18 protein-coding genes and 1 pseudogene are annotated in these 21,750 nt (G+C 59.7%); 15 read left to right on the top strand and 4 right to left on the bottom strand.

All coding sequences use genetic code 11. The features are described 5' to 3' along the window. Window positions 1-190: 190 nt before the first annotated feature. Together AO268_RS32345 and AO268_RS07530 are read right to left on the bottom strand one after the other, a co-directional pair. Complete coding sequence (locus AO268_RS32345; protein ID WP_130898277.1) at window positions 191-1,282, bottom strand: hypothetical protein; 1,092 nt, start codon at window positions 1,280-1,282, stop codon at window positions 191-193. 372 nt (window positions 1,283-1,654) lie between these two features. Beyond that, entirely contained in the window at window positions 1,655-3,577 is a 1,923-nt protein-coding gene (locus AO268_RS07530) for a sigma-54-dependent Fis family transcriptional regulator (RefSeq protein ID WP_076964946.1), read from the bottom strand. Window positions 3,578-3,868: 291 nt separating this feature from the next. Here AO268_RS07530 and exaC point away from each other — a divergent pair, with 291 nt between their 5' ends. The 11 genes and pseudogenes from exaC to AO268_RS07475 all read left to right on the top strand — a co-directional run bounded on the left by exaC (window position 3,869) and on the right by AO268_RS07475 (window position 14,654). Next, on the top strand, window positions 3,869-5,389 hold the full coding sequence (gene exaC, locus AO268_RS07525) for an acetaldehyde dehydrogenase ExaC (protein WP_099168335.1): 1,521 nt from the start codon (window positions 3,869-3,871) through the stop codon (window positions 5,387-5,389). Between the two features lie 204 nt (window positions 5,390-5,593). Further along, window positions 5,594-7,027, top strand: coding sequence for an ethanolamine permease (gene eat / locus AO268_RS07520; RefSeq protein ID WP_076964948.1), 1,434 nt, complete (start codon window positions 5,594-5,596; stop codon window positions 7,025-7,027). A 52-nt stretch (window positions 7,028-7,079) separates the two neighbouring features. Then, window positions 7,080-8,474, top strand: coding sequence for an ethanolamine ammonia-lyase subunit EutB (locus tag AO268_RS07515; protein WP_076964949.1), 1,395 nt, complete (start codon window positions 7,080-7,082; stop codon window positions 8,472-8,474). Further along, entirely contained in the window at window positions 8,471-9,310 is an 840-nt protein-coding gene (gene eutC, locus AO268_RS07510; RefSeq protein ID WP_099168334.1) for an ethanolamine ammonia-lyase subunit EutC, read from the top strand. Before AO268_RS07515 ends, eutC begins: the two co-directional genes overlap by 4 nt. A 105-nt stretch (window positions 9,311-9,415) precedes the next feature. Next, on the top strand, window positions 9,416-9,874 hold the full coding sequence (locus AO268_RS07505) for a GNAT family N-acetyltransferase (protein ID WP_099168333.1): 459 nt from the start codon (window positions 9,416-9,418) through the stop codon (window positions 9,872-9,874). A 303-nt stretch (window positions 9,875-10,177) separates the two neighbouring features. Further along, complete coding sequence (locus AO268_RS07500; RefSeq protein WP_038443607.1) at window positions 10,178-10,834, top strand: DedA family protein; 657 nt, start codon at window positions 10,178-10,180, stop codon at window positions 10,832-10,834. Window positions 10,835-10,840: 6 nt separating this feature from the next. Beyond that, window positions 10,841-11,653 (top strand): zinc-dependent peptidase, encoded by an 813-nt coding sequence (locus AO268_RS07495; RefSeq protein ID WP_099168332.1) that lies wholly within the window; start codon window positions 10,841-10,843, stop codon window positions 11,651-11,653. Between the two features lie 111 nt (window positions 11,654-11,764). After that, window positions 11,765-12,292 (top strand): inorganic diphosphatase, encoded by a 528-nt coding sequence (gene ppa / locus AO268_RS07490; RefSeq protein ID WP_003176323.1) that lies wholly within the window; start codon window positions 11,765-11,767, stop codon window positions 12,290-12,292. A gap of 224 nt (window positions 12,293-12,516) precedes the next feature. Further along, window positions 12,517-13,290: a LexA family transcriptional regulator gene (locus AO268_RS07485; protein WP_099168331.1), complete on the top strand. Its 774-nt coding sequence runs from the start codon at window positions 12,517-12,519 to the stop codon at window positions 13,288-13,290. A 383-nt stretch (window positions 13,291-13,673) separates the two neighbouring features. After that, window positions 13,674-14,269, top strand: a pseudogene (locus AO268_RS07480) (NAD(P)H-dependent oxidoreductase). After that, window positions 14,256-14,654, top strand: coding sequence for a MerR family transcriptional regulator (locus AO268_RS07475; RefSeq protein WP_099168330.1), 399 nt, complete (start codon window positions 14,256-14,258; stop codon window positions 14,652-14,654). The pseudogene AO268_RS07480 and the gene AO268_RS07475 overlap by 14 nt, the downstream one beginning before the upstream one ends. Here the strand turns inward: AO268_RS07475 and AO268_RS07470 are convergent. Continuing rightward, entirely contained in the window at window positions 14,651-16,615 is a 1,965-nt protein-coding gene (locus AO268_RS07470) for a hypothetical protein (RefSeq protein WP_099168329.1), read from the bottom strand. The genes AO268_RS07475 and AO268_RS07470 overlap by 4 nt on opposite strands. A gap of 96 nt (window positions 16,616-16,711) precedes the next feature. Continuing rightward, window positions 16,712-16,945: a hypothetical protein gene (locus tag AO268_RS07465; RefSeq protein ID WP_076964958.1), complete on the bottom strand. Its 234-nt coding sequence runs from the start codon at window positions 16,943-16,945 to the stop codon at window positions 16,712-16,714. A gap of 122 nt (window positions 16,946-17,067) precedes the next feature. Here AO268_RS07465 and AO268_RS07460 point away from each other — a divergent pair, with 122 nt between their 5' ends. From AO268_RS07460 to AO268_RS33695, 4 genes are all read left to right on the top strand, one after another. Beyond that, the gene (locus tag AO268_RS07460; RefSeq protein ID WP_076964959.1) at window positions 17,068-17,940 is read left to right on the top strand and encodes a WYL domain-containing protein; all 873 of its coding nucleotides are present in this window, start codon (window positions 17,068-17,070) and stop codon (window positions 17,938-17,940) included. Between the two features lie 172 nt (window positions 17,941-18,112). After that, the gene (locus tag AO268_RS33705) at window positions 18,113-19,246 is read left to right on the top strand and encodes a hypothetical protein (protein ID WP_099168328.1); all 1,134 of its coding nucleotides are present in this window, start codon (window positions 18,113-18,115) and stop codon (window positions 19,244-19,246) included. Then, window positions 19,239-19,610: a hypothetical protein gene (locus AO268_RS33700; RefSeq protein WP_373562119.1), complete on the top strand. Its 372-nt coding sequence runs from the start codon at window positions 19,239-19,241 to the stop codon at window positions 19,608-19,610. Before AO268_RS33705 ends, AO268_RS33700 begins: the two co-directional genes overlap by 8 nt. Continuing rightward, the coding region (locus tag AO268_RS33695; protein ID WP_373562120.1) for a DUF6531 domain-containing protein at window positions 19,586-21,750 on the top strand (2,165 nt) is incomplete at its 3' end. The genes AO268_RS33700 and AO268_RS33695, both read left to right, overlap by 25 nt.

Genomic DNA, 21,750 nt, shown 5'->3' with positions numbered 1-21,750 from the left:
TTTTCCAGCCATGATCACCGCGTTCTCGGGCAAGCAGTCGCGGGCTTTTTCTACTTTTTTCTACAACTCAATGAACTGAGTCAAGCCCGGTGATTGGGAAATCCCCGTACAACACCAGGCCCGACAACTTTCAGTTATTAAAACATACAAACACATTTAAACTACCGAACCAAAAACAGAAAGTTCACTTTTAAACTATGCTCCCTTTCTCCTTTTCTTCCAACTCACGGACGGCGACCATGCGCCCTATACTTTTACTGATCTGATCGCTTCTTTTATCAAGCACATCCAATTGATGGGTGACACTACTGGACCCGGTCGCAGATTCATCTTTATAGGGTTTGAAAATAAATTCATTTTCTTCGGCAACTGCCTGCAAAGCCTTTTCTGCCCCAGAGTAAATCTTATCAAGTTTTTCGAGGCGCTCATTCACCCCGGTTGGCCAGTCCGGACTCTTCCCAAGAGCCTTGCCCTCGCCACCCTCTACAAGAGTTTGGAGCGTATTGGTCAAAAGCAGCATTTTTAACTCGGCATTATCCAAGCGCAAATTAATCGTTGCGGCATCTTGCTCCCCCGTAGTGCCTGACGCCGCAGCAACGCCATTGGCCATCTGACTTGGTGCCGGCAGGTGGGCCGGCGGCAACAATGGGGTATTGGCGCTAAAGTTACCTTTGATAGTTTCACCACTCCACACTGAACCCGCGTAAGTGCCAATGCTTAACGGTGTGCTGACAAGTCCATTTACAGTCGCATTCACAACCGCATCACGTGTGACAGTCTTCAAGGACGGACCCGTTTTAAATACACCGGCCTTGACCAGACGATCGGCTGCAATCAGGTTGCCTGCCACATCGCCAAAAGTCGTCGGTTTCGCAACCGCCGGCTTGACCGGACCAGAGATTGGCGAGCCAGGGTGCTGCGTTTTGAACGCGAGGTTCCTGAAGTTAGTGATCCCAGGAGTGTTTGGAGGGCCGACGGGCGGGCGCGGAACGCTATCTGAAAGGGATTTATAGGTACCTGCAAGCCCAGGCGATTGGGGAATGTTGGGCTTGGGCCTGGAGAAAACCCTGGGAAGGCCTAAAGATTTAAACCCCCTCTTTGTGCGCACAGAACCTTCACCCGCCGTATTCGCCTCGCCGGGTGCGGGGCCCTCTGGAACGCCCGCTGTTTCATTCAAGCTTGGCGCACTTTTCGTACCGGTGGCTACTTGTTGATTATCTCCCCAAGCGACCGATTCCATAACTTGCAGAGAACTTTTCGCCGGGAAATTTGTAATATTCATATCTTCACCTCTATAGTAAAAATAGCTCATGAAGCGTCACTGCTAAACTCAAGCATCCCTGAAGCCAACGTTTCAATAAACATTGAAGCGCCTGCCCCACTTGAGTATAAAAAAACAAAAATCAGTTCCACAAAATACACAAACAAAAACAGCTACTACAACTTACAACAACAATCTCTAATCATCAGAAATTTTACCACCTTTTACGCTATCACCTGGAAACGCAAAAAATGCTTTAATTAGTTACTACCTGACTTCTCCCACCCGACCATCAGCAAACTTAAAATACAAAAAAACAATTAATCCATCACCCATTCGCACAACTACAAGACAAGCAAGTCATCCAGGGAGCTTAAGCCCCCTCGACCTCAGTCAGCCCGCTGAACGCAAGGCGATGCCATGTTTGCGCAACTTGCGGTACAAGGTATTGCGGCTGATGCCCAACTGTTCCGCAACAAGGGTCATATGCCAGCGCTGCTGCTCCAGGGTGGCCAGCAATGCCAGGCGCTCGGCATCCTCCAATGGCTGCCTGCCTCGCGGTACGGCGATTTGTGCCTGGGAGGAGGCCTGGCCAATCATCGCCGGCAAGTCGCTCAACCCTACCCTCCCCCCTTCACACAGTGCAGCCAATGTACGCAGCACCGTACGCAGTTGCCGCACGTTACCCGGCCAGGAGAAATCCAGTAGTGCCTGACGCGCCTCGATAGCCAGCACTATCGGCTGCCCGTCTGCTTCTTGCGCCAGTAGAAAGTCCAGTAGCTGCGACTTGTCACTACGCTCGCGTAATGGTGGCAATGCCACTTCCAGGCCATTGAGGCGATAGTACAAGTCTTCACGGAAAGTGCCGCTGGCTACCCGCGCCAACAAGTCACGGTGGGTTGCGCTGATGATCCGCACATCCACCGCTTGCGGCTCGCCACCAATGGGCACCACCAACCGATCTTCCAGCACCCTCAATAGCCGGGTCTGCAAGGCCAGGGGCATGTCGCCGATTTCGTCGAGGAACAAAGTGCCGCCGTCGGCCTGCTGCAGCTTGCCGCGCATGCCTTCCTTACGGGCGCCGGTGAAGCTGCCGCCGCGGTAACCGAACAGCTCGCTCTCGATCAGGCTCTCGGGGATGGCCGCGCAGTTCAGGGCGACAAAGGCTTTGTCGGCACGCTGGCTGGCGTGGTGCACGGCTTTGGCGAAAGCCTCCTTGCCGGAGCCGGTTTCGCCATTGATCAGCAGCGGCACATCGCGCTCGAAGACCCGCAAGGCCTTGCGAAAATCGTTTTGCAGCGCCTCATCCCCCAGGCAGATACCCGGCAAGCGTGGTCGCTCAACCTTTGGTGGCGCTTGCACTACAGGAGTCGGCGCCCGGCGGGCCTCGCCGCGCAGTACCGCAAACAAACTGCGCCCATCCCGGGTGCGCAGAGGCCAACTGGCGCTGGCATTGGCACTGGCGCGCCCGAGCAACTGGTCCAGGGTGCAATCGAAAAACATCTCCACCGGCAGCCCCAGCAAGCGCCCGCGCGGCTGGCCCAGCAGGTTCTGTGCGCTTTGGTTGAGCGCACAGATCCGCCCTTCGCCATCAAACGCCAGCAGCCCTTCGCTGAACAGGCCCACGGACTCGGCCTGCAGGTGGAAACGCAGCAACCAGTGGTTTTCAAAGTGACGCAGGAAATAGCAGCTCTCGATCATCTTCGCCGAGAGATTGACCAGCGCCATGGTGTGGAACTGGCTCTGGCGCGACACCGCCTCGCGGGCCGAGGACACGTCGAGCACCGCCAGCAGGTCGCCATGGGGGTCGAACACCGGGCTGGCGGAACAGGTCAGCCCGGTGTGGCGCCCGCGAAAGTGTTCGTCGCGGTGAATGGTCAGGGCCTGGCGCTCCACCAGGCAGGTGCCGATGCCGTTGGTGCCTTCACAGGCCTCGCTCCAGTCGGCGCCGAGCCACAGGCCGGCCTGCTCGAACACCTTGCGCTCGCTGGGCGCGGTGACGCAATTGAGGATCACCCCGCGCGCGTCGGTCAGCAGCACCGCGTGCCCCGCGCCGGAAAGTTGTTGATGCAAATGGTTCATTTCGGTGCCGGCAATGTGCAGCACTTGTTGCAGGCGCTCGCGGCTTTCCAGCAGGCGATCATGCTCCAGCACCGTGGGGGCGATGGTCAGTGCCGGGTCAAGGTGGTAGTCCTCCAGGCAGCGTAGCCAGGAGCGGGCGATCGATGGGTCGCTGCCGGGGCCGTGCAGCGGGTCTTGCCCGCGGGTGACCGTCAGGACTTGCCGGGCATGGCGGCTGAAATCATCGTTGTGCATATTCTTATTGTTCTCCTGTTGCGTGGGACACACCGCGGACCGGGGCACCCAGCATCCTCCAGGCCTTGGCGCATTGCAATGCCGGAGCGACCCATGGGTCACAGGCTGTACCGTTTATGGCACAAAGTGTCACACAGGCTGTACCAGGCCTGTCACAGCAACGCCCTGCAACAAACCCACAACCCTTGATTTACCTGACCTGCAAGGCACTGGCCCGACCTTTGCTCTACGCTTTATCAAGCGCAGCCACGCTGCACTCCAATAAACATAAGAAGTCAGGAGATACCCCCCATGCGTTACGCACACCCTGGAACTGAAGGCGCTATCGTTTCGTTCAAGGCCAAGTACGGCAACTACATCGGTGGCGAATTTGTGGCCCCGGTCGATGGCAACTACTTCACCAATACTTCGCCGGTTAACGGCAAGCCCATCGCCGACTTCCCGCGCTCCACAGCCAAGGACATCGACAAGGCACTGGACGCCGCCCATGCCGCCGCCGACGCCTGGGGCAAGACCTCGGCCCAGGACCGCTCGCTGGTGCTGCTGAAAATCGCCGACCGCATCGAACAGAACCTCGAACTGCTGGCCATCACCGAAACCTGGGACAACGGCAAGGCGGTGCGCGAAACCCTCAACGCCGACATCCCCCTGGCCGCCGACCACTTCCGCTACTTCGCCGGCTGCATCCGCGCCCAGGAAGGCAGCAGCGCCGAAATCAACGAACACACCGCCGCCTATCACTTCCACGAACCCCTGGGCGTGGTCGGGCAGATCATCCCGTGGAACTTCCCGCTGCTGATGGCCGCCTGGAAACTCGCGCCCGCCCTGGCCGCCGGCAACTGCGTGGTACTCAAGCCCGCCGAGCAGACCCCGCTGGGCATCAACGTGCTGATGGAAGTGATCGGCGACCTGCTGCCACCGGGCGTACTGAACGTGGTGCACGGTTTCGGCAAGGAAGCAGGCGAGGCCCTGGCGACCAGCAAGCGTATCGCCAAGATCGCCTTTACCGGCTCCACCCCGGTGGGCTCGCACATCATGCATTGCGCGGCCGAAAACATTATTCCGTCCACCGTTGAGCTGGGCGGTAAGTCGCCGAACATCTTCTTCGCCGACATCATGAAAGCCGAACCGCAATTTATCGAAAAGGCTGCCGAAGGCCTGGTGCTGGCGTTCTTCAACCAGGGCGAAGTGTGCACCTGCCCCTCCCGCGCGCTGGTGGAAGAGTCGATCTACGACGACTTCATGAAAGTGGTGATGAAGAAGGTCGAATCGATCAAACGTGGCGACCCGCTGGACACCGACACCATGGTCGGCGCCCAGGCGTCCGAGCAGCAGTTCGACAAGATCCTGTCGTACCTGGAAATCGCCAAGGGCGAAGGCGCCGAGCTGCTGACCGGCGGCAAGGTGGAGAAACTGACCGGCGACCTGGCCAGCGGCTATTACATCCAGCCGACCCTGCTCAAGGGCACCAACAAGATGCGTGTGTTCCAGGAAGAAATCTTTGGCCCGGTGGTCAGCATCACCACCTTCAAGGATGAAGCCGAAGCGCTGGCGATTGCCAACGACACCGAGTTTGGCCTGGGTGCCGGCCTGTGGACCCGCGATATCAACCGCGCCTACCGCATGGGCCGGGCGATCAAGGCCGGGCGTGTGTGGACCAACTGCTATCACCTGTACCCCGCGCATGCGGCGTTTGGTGGCTACAAGAAATCCGGCGTGGGGCGCGAGACGCACAAGATGATGCTGGATCACTATCAGCAGACCAAAAACCTGCTGGTGAGCTACGACATCAACCCACTGGGCTTCTTCTAACCCTCATCACTCCCACACTTGAAATGCAATCAAGTGTGGGAGCTGGCTTGCCTGCGATGAGGCCAGCACAACCAACACTCATGTTGAATGTGAAACCGCTATCGCAGGCAAGCCAGCTCCCACACTGAATCATCACAAATACTCGGCATCTCATCCGGCTCAAATCAGCCGGGATAAAACAATAAGAACCAAAGGTACTTCCCCATGCCTAGCGAACCCACCAGTTCGTCAGTCGACTTTGAAAAAGTCGGCTCCGAATACTTCCAACAACGCGAACTGAAAAAAGGCGCCGCCGGCTGGGTGCTATTAGTCGGCCTCGGCGTGGCCTATGTGATTTCCGGCGACTACGCCGGCTGGAACTTCGGCCTGGCCCAGGGCGGCTGGGGCGGGATGTTTCTCGCCACATTGCTGATGGCCACCATGTACTTGTGCATGTGTTTCTCCCTGGCCGAACTGTCGTCCATGATCCCCACCGCTGGCGGCGGCTATGGTTTTGCCCGTAGCGCCTTCGGCCCTTGGGGGGGCTTTCTCACCGGCACGGCGATCCTGATCGAATATGCCATCGCCCCCGCCGCCATCGCCGTATTTATCGGCGCCTATTGCGAGTCGCTGTTCGGCATTGGCGGCTGGATGATCTACCTGGCGTTCTACATCATCTTTATCGGCATCCATATCCTGGGCGTCGGTGAAGCGCTGAAGTTGATGTTCGTGATCACTGCCGTTGCCGCGATTGCCCTGGGCGTGTTCCTGGTAGCGATGGTGCCGCACTTCAACGTCGCCAACCTGCTGGACATTCCCGTGACCGAGGCCAGGGGCGCCAGCAGTTTCCTGCCGTTTGGTTATGTCGGCGTGTGGGCCGCGATCCCTTATGCGATCTGGTTTTTCCTCGCCGTCGAAGGCGTGCCCCTGGCCGCCGAAGAAACCAAGAACCCCAAGCGCGACCTGCCCCGTGGCCTGATCGGCGCGATTGTGGTGCTCACCAGTTTTGCCCTGCTGATCCTGGTGATCGCCCCGGGCGGCGCCGGCACCCTGGCGCTGGTCAAGTCCGGCAACCCGCTGGTGGAATCCCTGGCCCTGGCCTATGGCGGCTCGACCTGGATGGGCAGCTTCGTCAACCTGGTGGGCCTGGCTGGGCTGATCGCGAGTTTCTTTTCGATCATCTACGCCTACTCCCGGCAGATCTTCGCCCTGTCCCGCGCGGGTTACTTGCCGCGTAAATTGTCGCAAACCAATAAAAGCAAAGCACCGGTGCTGGCCCTGGTCATTCCCGGGATCATCGGTTTTGGCCTGTCGCTGACCGGCCAGGGCGACCTGCTGATCCTGGTGGCGGTATTTGGCGCGACCATTTCCTATGTGTTGATGATGGCTGCGCATATCACCCTGCGCATCCGCCGCCCCAAAATGGAGCGGCCATACCGCACGCCGGGCGGCATCTTCACCTCGGGCCTGGCCTTGATACTGGCCTGCATCGCCGTCGTGGCAGGCTTCCTGGTGGACCCGCGCGTGGTGATTGGCGCGGCGATCATCTATGGAGTATTAATTGCTTACTTTGCTTTCTACAGTCGGCATCACTTGGTAGCAGGCACGCCGGAAGAAGAGTTCGCGGCGATCCAGGCCGCAGAGGCCGCCTTGCACTAAACGCCGTAAACCACGTCGCGGGCCACCGCCCGCGTCGTCATGGAGAGTCTGTATGGCAAGTTTTTCCCACTCGGTCGGTGCATTGACCTACCGTTTCGATAGCCTCAAGGACGTGATGGCCAAGGCCAGTCCCGCCCGCTCCGGGGACTTTCTCGCCGGCGTCGCCGCGCAGAACGACGGCGAACGGGTGGCGGCGCAGATGGCCCTGGCCAATATCCCGTTGAAGCACTTCCTGCAAGAGGCGCTGATCCCCTATGAAAGCGATGAAGTCACCCGGCTGATCATCGACACCCACGACCAGCAGGCCTTTGCCGTGGTCAGCCACCTGACCGTCGGCGGCCTGCGGGACTGGCTGCTCAGCGACGCGGCCGACGAACACAGCCTGCGCGCCCTGGCGCCAGGGCTGACCCCGGAAATGGCCGCCGCCGTGTCGAAGATCATGCGCGTGCAGGACCTGGTGCTGGTGGCACAGAAGATCCGCGTTGTCACCCAGTTCCGCGGCACGATGGGCCTGCGCGGGCGCTTGTCCACACGCCTGCAACCCAACCACCCGACCGATGAACCGGCCGGCATCGCCGCGAGCATCCTCGACGGCCTGCTGTATGGCAACGGCGACGCCATGATCGGCATCAACCCGGCTACCGACAGCATCGCCTCGATCTGCGCCATGCTGGAAATGCTCGATGCCATCATCCAGCGCTACGAAATCCCGACCCAGGCCTGCGTGCTGACCCACGTCACCACCTCCATCGAAGCCATCAACCGCGGCGTGCCGCTGGACCTGGTGTTCCAGTCGATTGCCGGCACCGAGGCCGCCAATGCCAGCTTTGGGATCAATCTGAATGTGTTGCAGGAAGGTTACGACGCAGGCTTGAGCCTGAATCGCGGGACCCTGGGGCACAACCTGATGTATTTCGAGACGGGCCAGGGCAGCGCCCTGTCGGCCAACGCGCACTTTGGGATTGACCAACAAACCTGCGAAACCCGCGCCTATGCCGTAGCGCGGCACTTCAAGCCGTTTTTGGTCAACACCGTGGTCGGGTTTATCGGCCCCGAGTACCTGTACAACGGCAAGCAGATCATCCGCGCCGGCCTCGAAGACCACTTCTGCGGCAAGCTGCTGGGCGTGCCCATGGGCTGCGACATCTGCTACACCAACCATGCCGAAGCCGACCAGGACGATATGGACACCCTGCTGACCCTGCTGGGCGTGGCCGGGATCAACTTCATCATGGGCATCCCGGGTTCCGACGACATCATGCTCAACTACCAGACCACCTCCTTCCACGACGCGCTCTACGCCAGGCAAACCCTGGGGTTGAAGCCCGCGCCGGAATTTGAACAGTGGCTGGCGAAAATGGGCATCTTCACGCAAGCCGATGGCAAGGTGCGGTTTGGCAACAACCTGCCCCCGGCCTTCCGTCACGCCTTGGCGCAATTGGGATGAAGGAGCCTCCAGTGCAGATCGACACACCTCAAAGCGATAACCCGTGGCTGGAACTGCGGCGCCTGACCCCGGCGCGGATTGCCCTGGGCCGCACCGGCACCAGCATTCCCACGGGGGCGCAACTGGACTTCCAGTTCGCCCATGCCCAGGCCCGCGACGCGGTACACCTGCCCTTTGACCATGCCGGATTGAGCCGCCAAATGGCCGAACGTGGCCGCGACAGCCTGTTGCTGCGCAGCGCTGCACCCGACCGCCACAGCTACCTGCAACGCCCGGACCTGGGGCGCCGCCTGAGCGATGAGTCGGCACAGGCCCTGCGCGACTATGCCCTGGCCAACCCGGGCGGCGTGGACCTGGCGGTGGTGGTGGCCGATGGTTTATCGGCGCTGGCGGTGCATAAACACACCGCGCCGTTTCTGACACGCATGGAAGAACAGACCCACGCTGAAGGCTGGTCGTTGTCGCCGGTGATCCTGGTGGAACAGGGCCGGGTGGCAGTCGCCGATGAAATCGGCCAGTTGCTCGGCGCCAAGATGGTGGTGATCCTGATCGGCGAGCGGCCGGGACTCAGCTCACCGGATAGCTTGGGGCTGTATTTCACCTACAACCCCAAGGTCGGCCTGACCGATGCCTACCGCAACTGTATTTCCAATGTACGCCTGGAGGGCCTGAGCTACGGCATGGCGGCGCACCGTTTGCTGTACTTGATGCGCGAGGCCTGTCGGCGGCAGTTGTCGGGGGTCAATCTCAAGGATGAGGCACAGGTTCAAACACTGGAGTCGGATGATCCCGACTTGATGAAAGGTAACTTCCTACTTAGCCCGCCCAAGGAGTGATGCCGGCACGATTGCGATTTTTCGCCACCTTAGGCAGCATCAAGTGGCGGCCGCCCGAGTAATGGACCGTTTGCCGTTGTATTCCTATAGAAGTTGAGGCCTAGCATGCGGATTACTCAAGCGACTCTGGAACACCTGGACCTGTTGACCCCATTATTCGTCAAGTACCGCGAGTTCTATGGCGCGCTGCCCTTTCCTGACTCATCCCGGGCCTTTTTGGAAAAGCGCCTGCGGCGCAAGGAATCGGTGATCTACCTGGCCCTGGCGGATGACGACGACAAAAAACTGCTGGGCTTTTGCCAGCTGTATCCGAGCTTTTCCTCACTGTCGTTGAAACGGGTGTGGATCCTCAATGACATCTACGTCGCCGAGGATGCCCGCCGCCAACTGGTGGCCGACAACCTGATGCGCACCGCAAAAAAGATGGCCAAGGAAACCAATGCCGTGCGCTTGCGCGTATCGACCAGCAGCGACAACGCCGTGGCGCAGAAGACCTATGAGTCCATGGGCTTTCGTGAAGACACCGAGTTCAAGAACTACACGCTGCCGATCAGCGAAGACTAAAAGCCATTCGCCCAAACACCACAAAAAAATGTGGGAGCGGGCTTGCCCGCGATAGCGCTGGGTCAGTCGAGGTATTTTTCACTGACACACCGTTATCGCGAGCAAGCCCGCTCCCACATTTGGATCAGTGCTAGTCAGAATAGCTGCGACATCCCCCGCTACAAAACCAACACGCTTTTCACCATTCAATCCGTATAATGCCGACCTTTTAGGGTTGTAAGAAAAACGGCATACACGCGTAGCCTTATTACCCGAGCCTCCGCACAGGCCCGCTGAGTCGGGTCATTCACACAGGTGCCATCCATGGATTTCAACCCGCTCGACCTTATCCTGCATCTCGACGTGTACCTCGACCTGCTGGTAACCAATTACGGTCCGTGGATCTACGCCATCCTGTTCCTGGTGATTTTTTGCGAGACCGGCCTGGTGGTCATGCCGTTTTTGCCCGGCGATTCCCTGCTGTTTATTGCCGGCGCCGTCGCCGCGGGTGGCGGCATGGACCCGGTCCTGCTGGGTGGCCTGCTGATGCTGGCGGCGATCCTCGGTGACAGCACCAACTACGTGATCGGCCGCACCGCCGGGGAACGCTTGTTCAGCAACCCCAACTCGAAAATCTTCCGCCGCGATTACCTGCAAAAAACCCACGATTTCTACGACAAGCACGGCGGCAAAACCGTGACCCTGGCGCGCTTCCTGCCGATCCTGCGCACCTTCGCGCCGTTCGTCGCCGGCGTCGCCAAAATGCCGTATCCGCGCTTCTTTGGCTTCAGCGTGCTGGGCACCATCCTCTGGGTCGGCGGCCTTGTCACCCTGGGCTACTTCTTCGGTAACGTACCGTTCATCAAGAAAAACCTGTCGCTGCTGGTAGTGTTCATCATCCTGCTGTCGCTGGTGCCGATGATCATTGGCGTGGCCCGCAGCCGCTTTGGCCGCACCTCATCCGAAGCCAAGCCGCACTGATCGGCCATGTGGTCCCTCAGCGCCTGGCGTCGCCGGCGCCTCCTGGCCAAGCACCCGGTTGCCGATGAAACCTGGCAACGGGTGCGCCATCACCTGACCTTCCTCGACGGTATCAGTGCCGAACAGGACCAATGGTTGCGTGAAGCCAGCGTGCTGTTCCTCGCCGAAAAGCACCTCACCGCCCTGCCCGGCGTCGAACTGCACCAGGAACAACGCCTGCTGCTCGCCGCCCAGGCCCAACTGCCACTGATGAACCTCGGCGAGCTGGAGTGGTATCAGGGTTTCCACGAAATCATTCTCTACCCCGATGACTTCCGCAGCCCCCAGCGCCATCGCGACGCCAGCGGCGTGGAACATGAATGGGATGGCGAACACAGCGGCGAAGCCTGGCAGCAAGGCCCGGTGATCCTCGCCTGGCCGGGCGTGCTGGCCAGCGGCAATTGGGAGGGCTACAACCTGGTGATCCACGAACTGGCGCACAAGCTCGACATGCTCAATGGCGATGCCAACGGCCTGCCGCCGCTGCACCATGGCATGCCCGTGCAGCAATGGGCCAGTGTGATGCAGAGCGCCTATGACGACCTCAACCGCCAGCTCGACCACAACCCCGACGCCGAAACCGCCATCGACCCTTACGCGGCGGAAAACCCGGCAGAATTTTTTGCCGTCACCAGCGAATATTTCTTCAGCGCCCCGGATTTGCTCGCAGACAGTTATCCACAGGTCTACGCGCAACTGAGTCAGTTTTACCGCCAGGATCCACTGGCCCGCCTGAAACATCTGCAGGCCAGCGACCCGCGCTATCAGACTGAAGGCTAAGTACCGTACGACGTCTGGCGCGTGGCATCGGCGCAGGAATATGCCTATAATCGCCGCCACTTTTAGGCCAATCCGGCCACTTTACCTGGCCAACTACGGGGGCAACGCCCAATGAGCTACAGCAAGATTCCGGCTGGCAAAGACCTGCCGAACGACATCTACGTCGCCATCGAGATTCCGGCCAACCATGCGCCGATCAAATACGAAATCGACAAAGACAGCGACTGCCTGTTCGTTGACCGTTTCATGGCCACCCCGATGTTCTACCCGGCCAACTACGGTTTTATCCCCAACACCCTGGCTGACGACGGCGACCCCCTCGACGTGCTGGTCGTGACCCCTTACCCGGTCACCCCAGGCTCGGTCATCCGCGCCCGCCCGGTTGGCATCCTGAACATGACCGACGACGGCGGCGGCGATGCCAAAGTCATCGCAGTGCCACACGACAAGCTGTCCCAGCTGTATGTCGACGTGAAGGAATACACCGACCTGCCGCCACTGCTGCTGGAACAGATCAAGCACTTCTTCGAGAACTACAAAGACCTCGAAAAAGGCAAATGGGTGAAGATCGACGGTTGGGGCAACGCAGACGCCGCCCGTGCCGAGATCATGAAGTCGGTAGCCGCCTACAAAGGCTGATACCGCTACTCATTGCCCCGGCAATCAAAAAAGCCCCGATTATCCGGGGCTTTTTTTGTGGGAAAAATTAAACAACATGTTCAACTGGATAAACAAAACAGCAACTAACGTTTAACCACACAGCATTTAGCCAGGATTTTACTTGCAATAAGGAAACACCTACATACACCAATTCAACTCATGGTTTATTTGATCTGTTTTTCCGGCCAGTAAACTCTGCGTTTATGAATACATCAGGTGATCGCTTAAGAATGTTACTTCGGGAAGTTCATCTTTCCGCATCCGACTTCGCCAAGAATCGCGACGTCACGCCCCAGCATGTGAACAACTGGTTCAAGCGCGGCGTGCCCATGGCCCGGCTCGACGAAATAGCAGAACTGCTGTGTGTCACCAGCCGCTGGCTGCGTACCGGCGAAGGCCCTAAATACCCGCCGACCAACCTCCAGCTGGAAGGCCCCAACCCCGCAAACAGCGCTGCCACACGCGAAGACTGCGGCCACTATCTCTGCGGCCCCGCCAGTGGCCCGGAAAAGATCGACGTGGAAATCCCCCTCCACGCCTCCTTCAACACCCAGGAAAGCCTACGCCTCTCCCTGCGCACCCTGGAACAACTCAACGTCACTGCCGAACGCGCCTTGGGGGCCTATATGGTCGGCAACAGCATGATCGACATTATCCAGGACGGCGCCATCCTGGCCATCGACCGCGGCCGCACCCAGATCATCGACGGCGAAATCTACGCCCTCGAACACGACGGCATGCTGCGCATCAAATACCTCTACAACCGCCCCGGCGGCGGCCTGCGCATGCGCAGCCACAACAGCAACGAACACCCCGACGAACTCCTGACCTACGACCAACGCTTCGAGCAAAACGTACAAATCCTCGGCTGGGTCTTCTGGTGGTCCACCCTCAACAACCGCCGCCCACCGGTGCCGCTGGATGACCATCTGATCGGCTACGACAGCTCTAAATCAGACCAAACGCTGGGAAACTAAGGAAAACATGAGTATCATGCGCGGCACATTTGGCAGGGGTTGGCATAGCGCCAACACCCCCTGCCCGGCGATGCGGAGGAGTTCCCGCTGATGCCCCCTTTATCATTTGGGTGAAAGCCTGAGTGAATGATTGAAGGCTGGTGAGGTTTACCAAAAATAGACTTAACCAGTCCCCGAGAAGCCGGCCACAAGCCGGCTTTTTAATGCCTATAAAAGCCCCCAACCAACAACATAAGCCCCCAAACACGCCCCACCGCAAATATTCCGCACTGCCCGCACGCCCAGAACCAAGCCCATCTTGAATCACCAGTTTTTTGCCGCCCTTGACTCTCCCCTATACGGCAGACCCTACGCTAAACATCATTTCCCTTAGGGCTTTCCCCGTGGTTCAGCGCACTCTGGTCATCCTCGGCCACTCCTCCAGCACCAGTTTCTGTTCGGCACTCGCCGAAGCCTACCTCCAATCGGCCAAAGCCGCCGGCCATGAAGTCCGTATCCTACGGCTCGGCGAGATGGTTTTCGATCCGATCCTGCACCACGCCTATCACCAGGACCAAGCCTTGGAACCCGACTTGCTTGGTGCCCAATCCGACATACTCTGGGCCACACACCTGACGTTTGTCTTCCCCATTTGGTGGGGCGGTGTGCCGGCCTTGTTGAAGGGGTTTATCGATCGGATTTTCCTCTCTGGCTTTGCCTTCAAATACCGCAAGGGCAAGGCATTCCCCGACAAGCTCTTGAAGGGCCGCACCGCCCATCTGCTGGTAGCCCTGGATACGCCACCGTGGTATTACCGTTGGTTCTACCGCATGCCCGGCGTGCACCAGATGCGTAAGACCACCCTTGAGTTTTGTGGCATCAAGCCGATCAAGACAGTGCTGTTCGGCCCGCTGCTGGGCTCTACTGCGGCGCAGCGGGACAGGTGGCTGAAAAAGGCCGGCACATTCTTTTAGGAAAGGACCTCCATGTACATCGGTAAAGCCGCGCAGTTGTCAGGCACGACGATCAAGGCGATTCGTCACTACGAGGACATCGGCTTGCTGCCACCCCCGCAACGCGAGGGTCGGTATCGGGTTTACTCAGCGCAGAGCGTTGAGTTACTGACGTTTATCAAGTGCGCGCAGCAGTTGGGTTTCAAGCTCAAGGAGTTGCTGGGGATTCTGCACGGGCACCGTGGCGATGAACTGCCGTGGCAGCGCGCCAACCAGGCGATCGCGCAAAAGAAGCACGAGTTGATGGCGCAGATCGAAGCCCTGCAACAGGTGCATGCAGGGCTGGTGGCGTTTGAAGGCAGCCTGGAGCAGGCCCAGGGTCAGTGCCAGTTTGCACGTCTGGTGGAAACCGGCACTGCGCGCCACAGCTAGTTCAGCAGATCGCCCCATTTGTTTTGCAGGGCGCGTTCTTCGGCGATAATTTCCCGTGTCAGGCTGTCGACCCATTGCTCGGCAAAACCATTGGCTTCACGCAGCAGCAACATGATGTCGTCGAGTTCAAAGTCACCAGGCTTGGCGACATCCTTGTACTCATCCAGCATCTTCCTGACCATTTCATTGAGCTGCTGCTTGGTGGCCATTTTGGCCATGGCCATTGCCATCAACATCTGGTCGTCTTCCGGCCTTACCTTGCTGCCTGGGCTGCGCGCCTGGTAGTTCTCGCACACCATCAGAAACCCGGTCAGAAAACCTTCGAGCAGACCATCTTGCTGACGAACCGACTCGGGAATCTTATGAAACGAGAAGCCATACATAAAGGCCAGCACAAAGAAGATCTGGCCTTCGACTTCTTCATCAGGGAAGCCAATAAGTTTTTGCGCCTTGGGAATCACCGCGCCCAGGTAGTTGATCGGCAACTGCCAGATAACCGCTGAATCCGGGTCGTCACGCTGTTCCTGCTTCAGGTCGGCGAGGATGGCCTGCATTTTCTCGATAGCCCGTTGCCCGGGTTGCACCACAGGCTCGTCGTCCATCAGCAGGTCATCGAGTTCGGCGTGATAGGTCGGGGCCAGTCGCGTCGGCGGGGTGATGTCTTGCAGCGCCGCGACCCGCTCGGCTTCGCCGGCCAGCAGTTTGTCGAGGAGCTTGTTGCGGTTGTCGAGGACGAACCGCACAAAAGTTTCTTCCTTGAGGGCCAGGCGCACGACTCCAGGCAGGAAGGCGTAAATAAACCCACCAAGTTTTTCAACATTGCCATCATCACGCAAGGCCGCCAGGGAAGCCTCGCCGGTCTTGTCCTTGATGAATGGCAGGATCTTCGATTTATTCTGCTCGATGGCCACGGCAACGTAGCCAAACAGTTTGTCCTTGCCGCTGATTTTTTTCTGTGGACCGTCAGAGGTTGTCTCTTCGATGACTGCCAGGGCGAGGATCTCTTCGGCAACCGGTTCTGCCAGTGGGGTCGGGGCCTCAGGCTGGGCGGCAACCACTGCAACGATAGGTTGCGCAACCGCCACCAGCGGCTGATCGGCCAACCCGCGGCGGGCATCCCCCAGGGCCTCGTTAATCACAGAGAAGAATTCACCCAGTTCTTTCTCACCCACTTGGGTAAAGGTTCCGACCTTGCGCGAGTTGACGAACAGGTCGCGCTTTTCCACGGCCAGCGAGTCCAGGTGGCGCCAGAAAAACAGGCGCGGGGTGTCGAAGACCATCTTCACTGCCAGCTTGCTCTCGCCCATCAATACGCCTTCCTTGGCGCCACCGAACAGGGTGTCGTCAATCAGCACCAGCACTTCATCTTCGCTCATGTTGGCGCCGTACGATTCCAGGGCCGCCTGCAGCTTTTTTTGCGGGATATGCGGGCGCACGTACACGCGCTCCAGCCCCAGGCGCTGGGCCAGGCTGAGGGTCATTTGCACAATGGAATCGACCTGGGCTGCCGATAGTTCCTGGTTGCCGGCCGAGGCCTTTACCGCCGCCGGCGTCGCCACCGGGGCCGACTGCTCGCCGCCCCGGGTACGCAGCCATTCCTGCAACAGGGAAAAGCAATCGTGCAGGTCGTCTTTGTCCGGCATGTTGAAGGCAATCGCCTGACGCTTGTTGAGGAAGAGTTTGCTGCCCTTGATTTCCAACCCGTCGATTTCATCGTAGGCATAGGCCACGGCATCGCTGAAGCTTTCGCGGATGGCCAGGTAATCCTGGCCGATCAAGCAGCCGTCCTTGCCGCTGGCAAACATGGTGTCGTCAATCAGCACCACCACTTCGCTGGGGTCCACGGTCAGGCCGTAGGCAGAAAGGGCGTTGCTCAAGAGTTTCTTCGGGATGTTGGGTGCGACATGAACCCGCCCCGAACTTGAATATTTCTTGGCCTGCAAAAACTCCAACAACGACATGTCCCTATCTCCCTTTCTGATTTTTTCAGCGTCATTGAGCCTGGACGCCGGAAGCTGCGCGGCAGAATAGCACTAGGCCATCACCTTGATCACCCTTCAAGACAGCTCCAGCCTTAGCTTCAGCTCCTGGACCCGTGCCCGCTCTGCCCGCAGGGCGCGCTTGAGTTCACGGTTTTCCATCTCGCGAATCTTGGCCCAGCGTGTCGCCGTACGGCAGCCCGCAACAAACCTCCAAATTTCCCGGAGGCGCAGGTACTGCATCAACAGCACCAGCAAGATCACGCCAATGAGTACCAACGCACTGGTCGAAACAAGCTCCGACATCCCCATATCCTGCATCCTCTTAGTGAATTCGAGCGATCTCGAAGACAGCAAAACGATATGTCGTGTTTTATTACAGGTCCATACTGTAGACAGATACAGGTAAAGTAATCGCACATATGGGAGGGGTCATGAAACGCAAACAATCCGTCGAACAGGTGCGCTGGGACCTGGCACTTCGCTATCGCCTGATCGAAACCGTCGCCTGGTGGGAAGGCCGCCTGACCACGGGGCACTTGATCCAGAGCTTCGGCATCAGTCGCCAGCAGGCCTCGAAAGATATCAACACCTACATCACCGAACATGCGCCCCGAAACTTGACATATGACAAGCAGCTCAAGGGCTACATCCCGAGCAAGCACTTCAAGCCGCGCTTTATCGACGACAGTGCCAGCGCCTATTTGCACCTGCTGTACCAGAACAACGAACGCGCGCCGCACATCGAAGGGCTGGCGTTGGCCTATGCCCATACCAAGGTGCTGGAGGTGCCGGACCGCAGCATCCGCCCACAAATCCTACGCCCGCTGCTCAAGGCTTGCCGCGAAGGGTTGCGCCTGGAAACCGAGTACGTGTCCCTGGCCAACCCCGAGCCGGAAGTGCGCCTGATTGCCCCGCATACCCTGGTGTACACCGGTATGCGCTGGCATGTCCGGGCCTACTGCGAGAAGAACGGCAAATACCGCGACTTCGTCCTGAGCCGCCTGCGCGGTGAACCGGAGTTGCTGGGCAAATCCGAGAACCTGATCGACGCCGATCACGTTTGGGAGGCCGCCGTGGACTTGGTGATCACCCCGGACCAGCGCCTGGCAGCGGCGCAGCGGGCAATTATCGAGGCGGATTTGGGCATGGTCGATGGGCAGTTGGTGATCCCCAGTCGCCAGGCCTTGGTGAAATATGTCCTACAGCGCTACCAGATCGATCCGAAGAACCTCGACCCCAAACCCGAGGCCCAGCAGATCGTGGTGAAAAACCTGCAGGAGCTGAAGCCTTGGTTGTATGACTGAAAAATCGGCTTTTACCAGTCAACAGCATCGCCGTTTCATGTGGGTATAAGCGGCGATCTCACCTGGAAAACGCCCCCTGCACGTAAGCCCATTCTGATTTAACGGCCCACACCTCCACCCTCCCTTTTCCTGCGGCATTCTCCGACGCCTTTCTTTTGCAGAGACGTCATGGATGCCAGCCCCTGCCCCTGATTCATCGCCCCTCGACCTGATCGAATACGAGCTCGATGGCTTTCACCAGAGCCTGGCGTTGTACCGCCAGCAGGTAACAAGCTGGTACGCGCAGGCCCTGGACAAGGCCAGCCATGCCGCGGATTTGCCGTCGCTGCTGGGCCTGGAGCGGGTGCTGCGGGTTGGTGACTCCCAGGTGTCGGTGAGCATGAGCGACACGGATTTTGCCTCCAGTGTTGCCGTGTGCCCGGCAGGCGGCGAGCTGAGGATCGAGAGCCAATTCGAGTCGGTGTATGACGTGCCCCTGGGCAATCTCCAGGTACAGGTGATTGGCCTGGATGATGGCAGTTCCACGCAGATCCAACTGGATGCACAGGGCAAGGGCACCCATCACTGCACGGCCGGTGGGCGCTATCAGGTGCGCGTGCAGGGCGGGGTTACGCCGGCGCAGGTGGAGGCGCTGTTTACCTCCTACGACGGTTTGACCGCCGAGCTACAAGCCTGGCTGCGCAAGGAATGGAGGGGGTTCAAACCGCATTGGCAGGCGTCGGCGTCAAGTGCCATTGGCAGTGGGATATTGGCCGGCACCTGGTCAGCCATTTCCGAGGTGTGGGACAGCCTGTCGCTGGTGCAGGACATCCTCAAGGACCCGGCCAAGCACATCGAACGCCTAGGCACCCAGGCCGCCGAGCTGGCAGCCCTGGCGCGTGAGGCGCCGCAGGTGATGGAACAGGCGATGTTGCTGGCCAGCGACGAGGCCGCGCTGTACCTGATGTTGCGCACGGCGATGATCTGGCTGTCGGCGTTGCCGCCCAGCCAGGTCGCAGGGAAAACCGCCGAGGTGCTTGCCGGGTTTGCCGTGTCGTTGCTGATTGATTTGCTGATTGCGCTGGTTGCAGGGAAAACCGCCGAGGTGCTTGCCGGGTTTGCCGTGTCGTTGCTGATTGATTTGCTGATTGCGCTGGTACTGACCATTGCCCTGCAAGGCGCCGGGATCGCATATCTGGGGCTGCGCCTGGCCAAGTATGGGGCGCAGGTGGTTGAGCTGGCGGTGGGCTTCGTCAAGGGCGTGTTCGACATCCTCAAGCGTTTATCTGGGGCTGCGCCTGGCCAAGTATGGGGCGCAGGTGGTTGAGCTGGCGGTGGGCTTCGTCAAGGGCGTGTTCGACATCCTCAAGCGTTTTATGGGGGCGGTGGAGCGCTACAAGGCCGTGGCCGTACGCGGCGTTGTCGGCGGCTTGAAAAAGGGTGGCCTGCGGATGCACTGGGGGGCGCGGCGCAATACCACGCTCAAGCAGGTAGAGGCCGTGGACGACGCGCCCTCCTCCGCGAAAACCCCCAACGGTGAAGCAACCGCCAGCGCTGATAAAACCGCGACCCACGGCTGCCCGGTGTCCATGGTCACCGGCGATCCCCCAACGGTGAAGCAACCGCCAGCGCTGATAAAACCGCGACCCACGGCTGCCCGGTGTCCATGGTCACCGGCGAAGAACTGCTGACCCTGACCGATGGCGAACTGGATGGCGTACTGCCATTTGCCTGGACGCGCCTGTATCGCACCAGCGCCGTGGAGGTGGATTGCGGCCTGGGCTTTGGCTGGAGCCATCTGGATGGCGTACTGCCATTTGCCTGGACGCGCCTGTATCGCACCAGCGCCGTGGAGGTGGATTGCGGCCTGGGCTTTGGCTGGAGCCATTCGTTGGCCCAGCGCCTGCGTGTGGTCGGCGGCTCGGTGGTGTGGACCGATCATGAGAACCGCAGCACCACCTTTCCCCTACCCTCCACGGCTCGCCCGGCCATCAGCAATAGCCTGGCTGAAGCGGCGATTTATCTGGGGGCGGCGTCGGATGAACTGGTGCTGGCTCAAGGGGCACGGTTCTACCACTTTCACGACGGTGTGCTGACAGCGATCAGCGATGCGTATGACAACCGTCTGCGTATTTCCCGCGATGGCTTGGGGCGGATTCTGCGCCTGGATAACGGTGCCGGTCGCGCCCTGCTGTTGCGCTATGACCGTGGGCATATCGTGGCGGTGGACTACCAGGTGTTTCGCGTGGACAGCGAAGCGGACGACGCCTGGGTGACCGAGCAGAACCTGGTTGCCTACCGCTATGACGAACAGTGGCGACTGCTTGAGGCGACCAATGCCGTCGGCGAAAGCGAGCGCTATCAGTACGACAGCCTCTCGGTCATCACTGAACGGCAGTTGGCCGGTGGGGCGAGTTTCTTCTGGGCGTGGGAACGGTCTGGCAAGGCGGCGCGCTGTGTACGGCATTGGGCCAGTTTTGCGCAGATGGATACGCGCTATGCCTGGGATGACAACGGCAGCGTCACCTTGCTGCACGCCGATGGCAGCCAGGAAGTCTACGTGCATGACCCGCAGGCACGCCTGGTGCAGCGGGTTGATCCCGATGGCGGTAAGCACTTCAAGTCCTACGACGCCCAGGGGCGGCTGACGGTTGAGCAGGATCCCCTCGGCGCGATCACGGCCTATCAGTACGACGAGGCTGGGCGCTTGGTGGCGCTGTTTCCTGGGGATGACGAGCCGACCTCCTACGAGCATGAGCATGGTTTCGTACGGGTCATGCGCCGGGGTGAGGCGGTCTGGAAGTACCAGCGTAATGAGCAGGGCGCGATCACGCGCCAGACCGATCCAGACGGCAATATCACCGAGTACAGCTACGACAAGCGCGGGCAGTTGCTGGCCATCTGGTTCCCGGACCACAGCTGTCAGCGCCTGACCTGGAACGATCTCGGGCAACTGATTGGGGAGCAGCTACCCAATGGCGGTGTGCGGCGTTATCGCTATGACGTTTTCGGCCGGCAGGTTGCCCGCGAGGATGAACACGGCGCGCTGACCCAGTATCAGTGGGACGCGGTGGGCCGCCTGATCAAGGTGGTCATGCCGGGCGGCGCCACCCGCGAATTGAGCTACAACCCCTACGGAAAAATCACCGCCGAGCGTGATGAGTTGGGGCGCGTGACCCGCTATGAATATGCCGACGGTTTGCACCTGATCAGTCGCCGGATCAATCCCGATGGCACGGCGCTGCGCTATCGCTACGACAGTACCCGCCTGCTACTGACCGAAATCGAAAACGAAGCCGGTGAAACCTACCAACTGGCCTACCACGCCAACGGCCTGATCCAGCAGGAAACCGGCTTCGACGGCCAACGCACCGCCTACGCCTACGACCTTAACGGCCACCTGCAGGAAAAAACCGAGTTTGGCGATGATGACCGTCAGCTGATTACCACCTACCAGCGCGATCACGCCGGCCGCCTTATCAGAAAAACCCTGCCCGATGGCAGTACCGTGGATTACACCTACGACCGCCTCGGCAACCTCCTCAGCGTCGACGACGGCCACTGGCCGCTGCACTACGAATACGACAACCAGAATCGCCTGACTGCCGAACACCAAGGCTGGGGCACCTTGCGCTATGGCTACGACCACTGTGGCCAACTCGAAACCCTGCGCCTGCCGGACAACAACCGCCTGACCTTCAACCACGACAAGGGCGGGCACCTTGCCACTATCGACCTGAATGGCCGGCCCCTCACCTCACACCTGTTCCAGGCCGGCCGCGAGCACCAGCGCCAGCAGGGCCAACTGCTCAGCCACTACCACTACGACGA

This window comes from Pseudomonas sp. ICMP 8385 (genome assembly GCF_002699915.1).
GTDB classification, from domain to species: domain Bacteria; phylum Pseudomonadota; class Gammaproteobacteria; order Pseudomonadales; family Pseudomonadaceae; genus Aquipseudomonas; species Aquipseudomonas gessardii.
The sequence above is the reverse complement of the archived record's forward strand: the minus strand, read 5'-3'. Positions and strand labels throughout refer to the sequence as shown.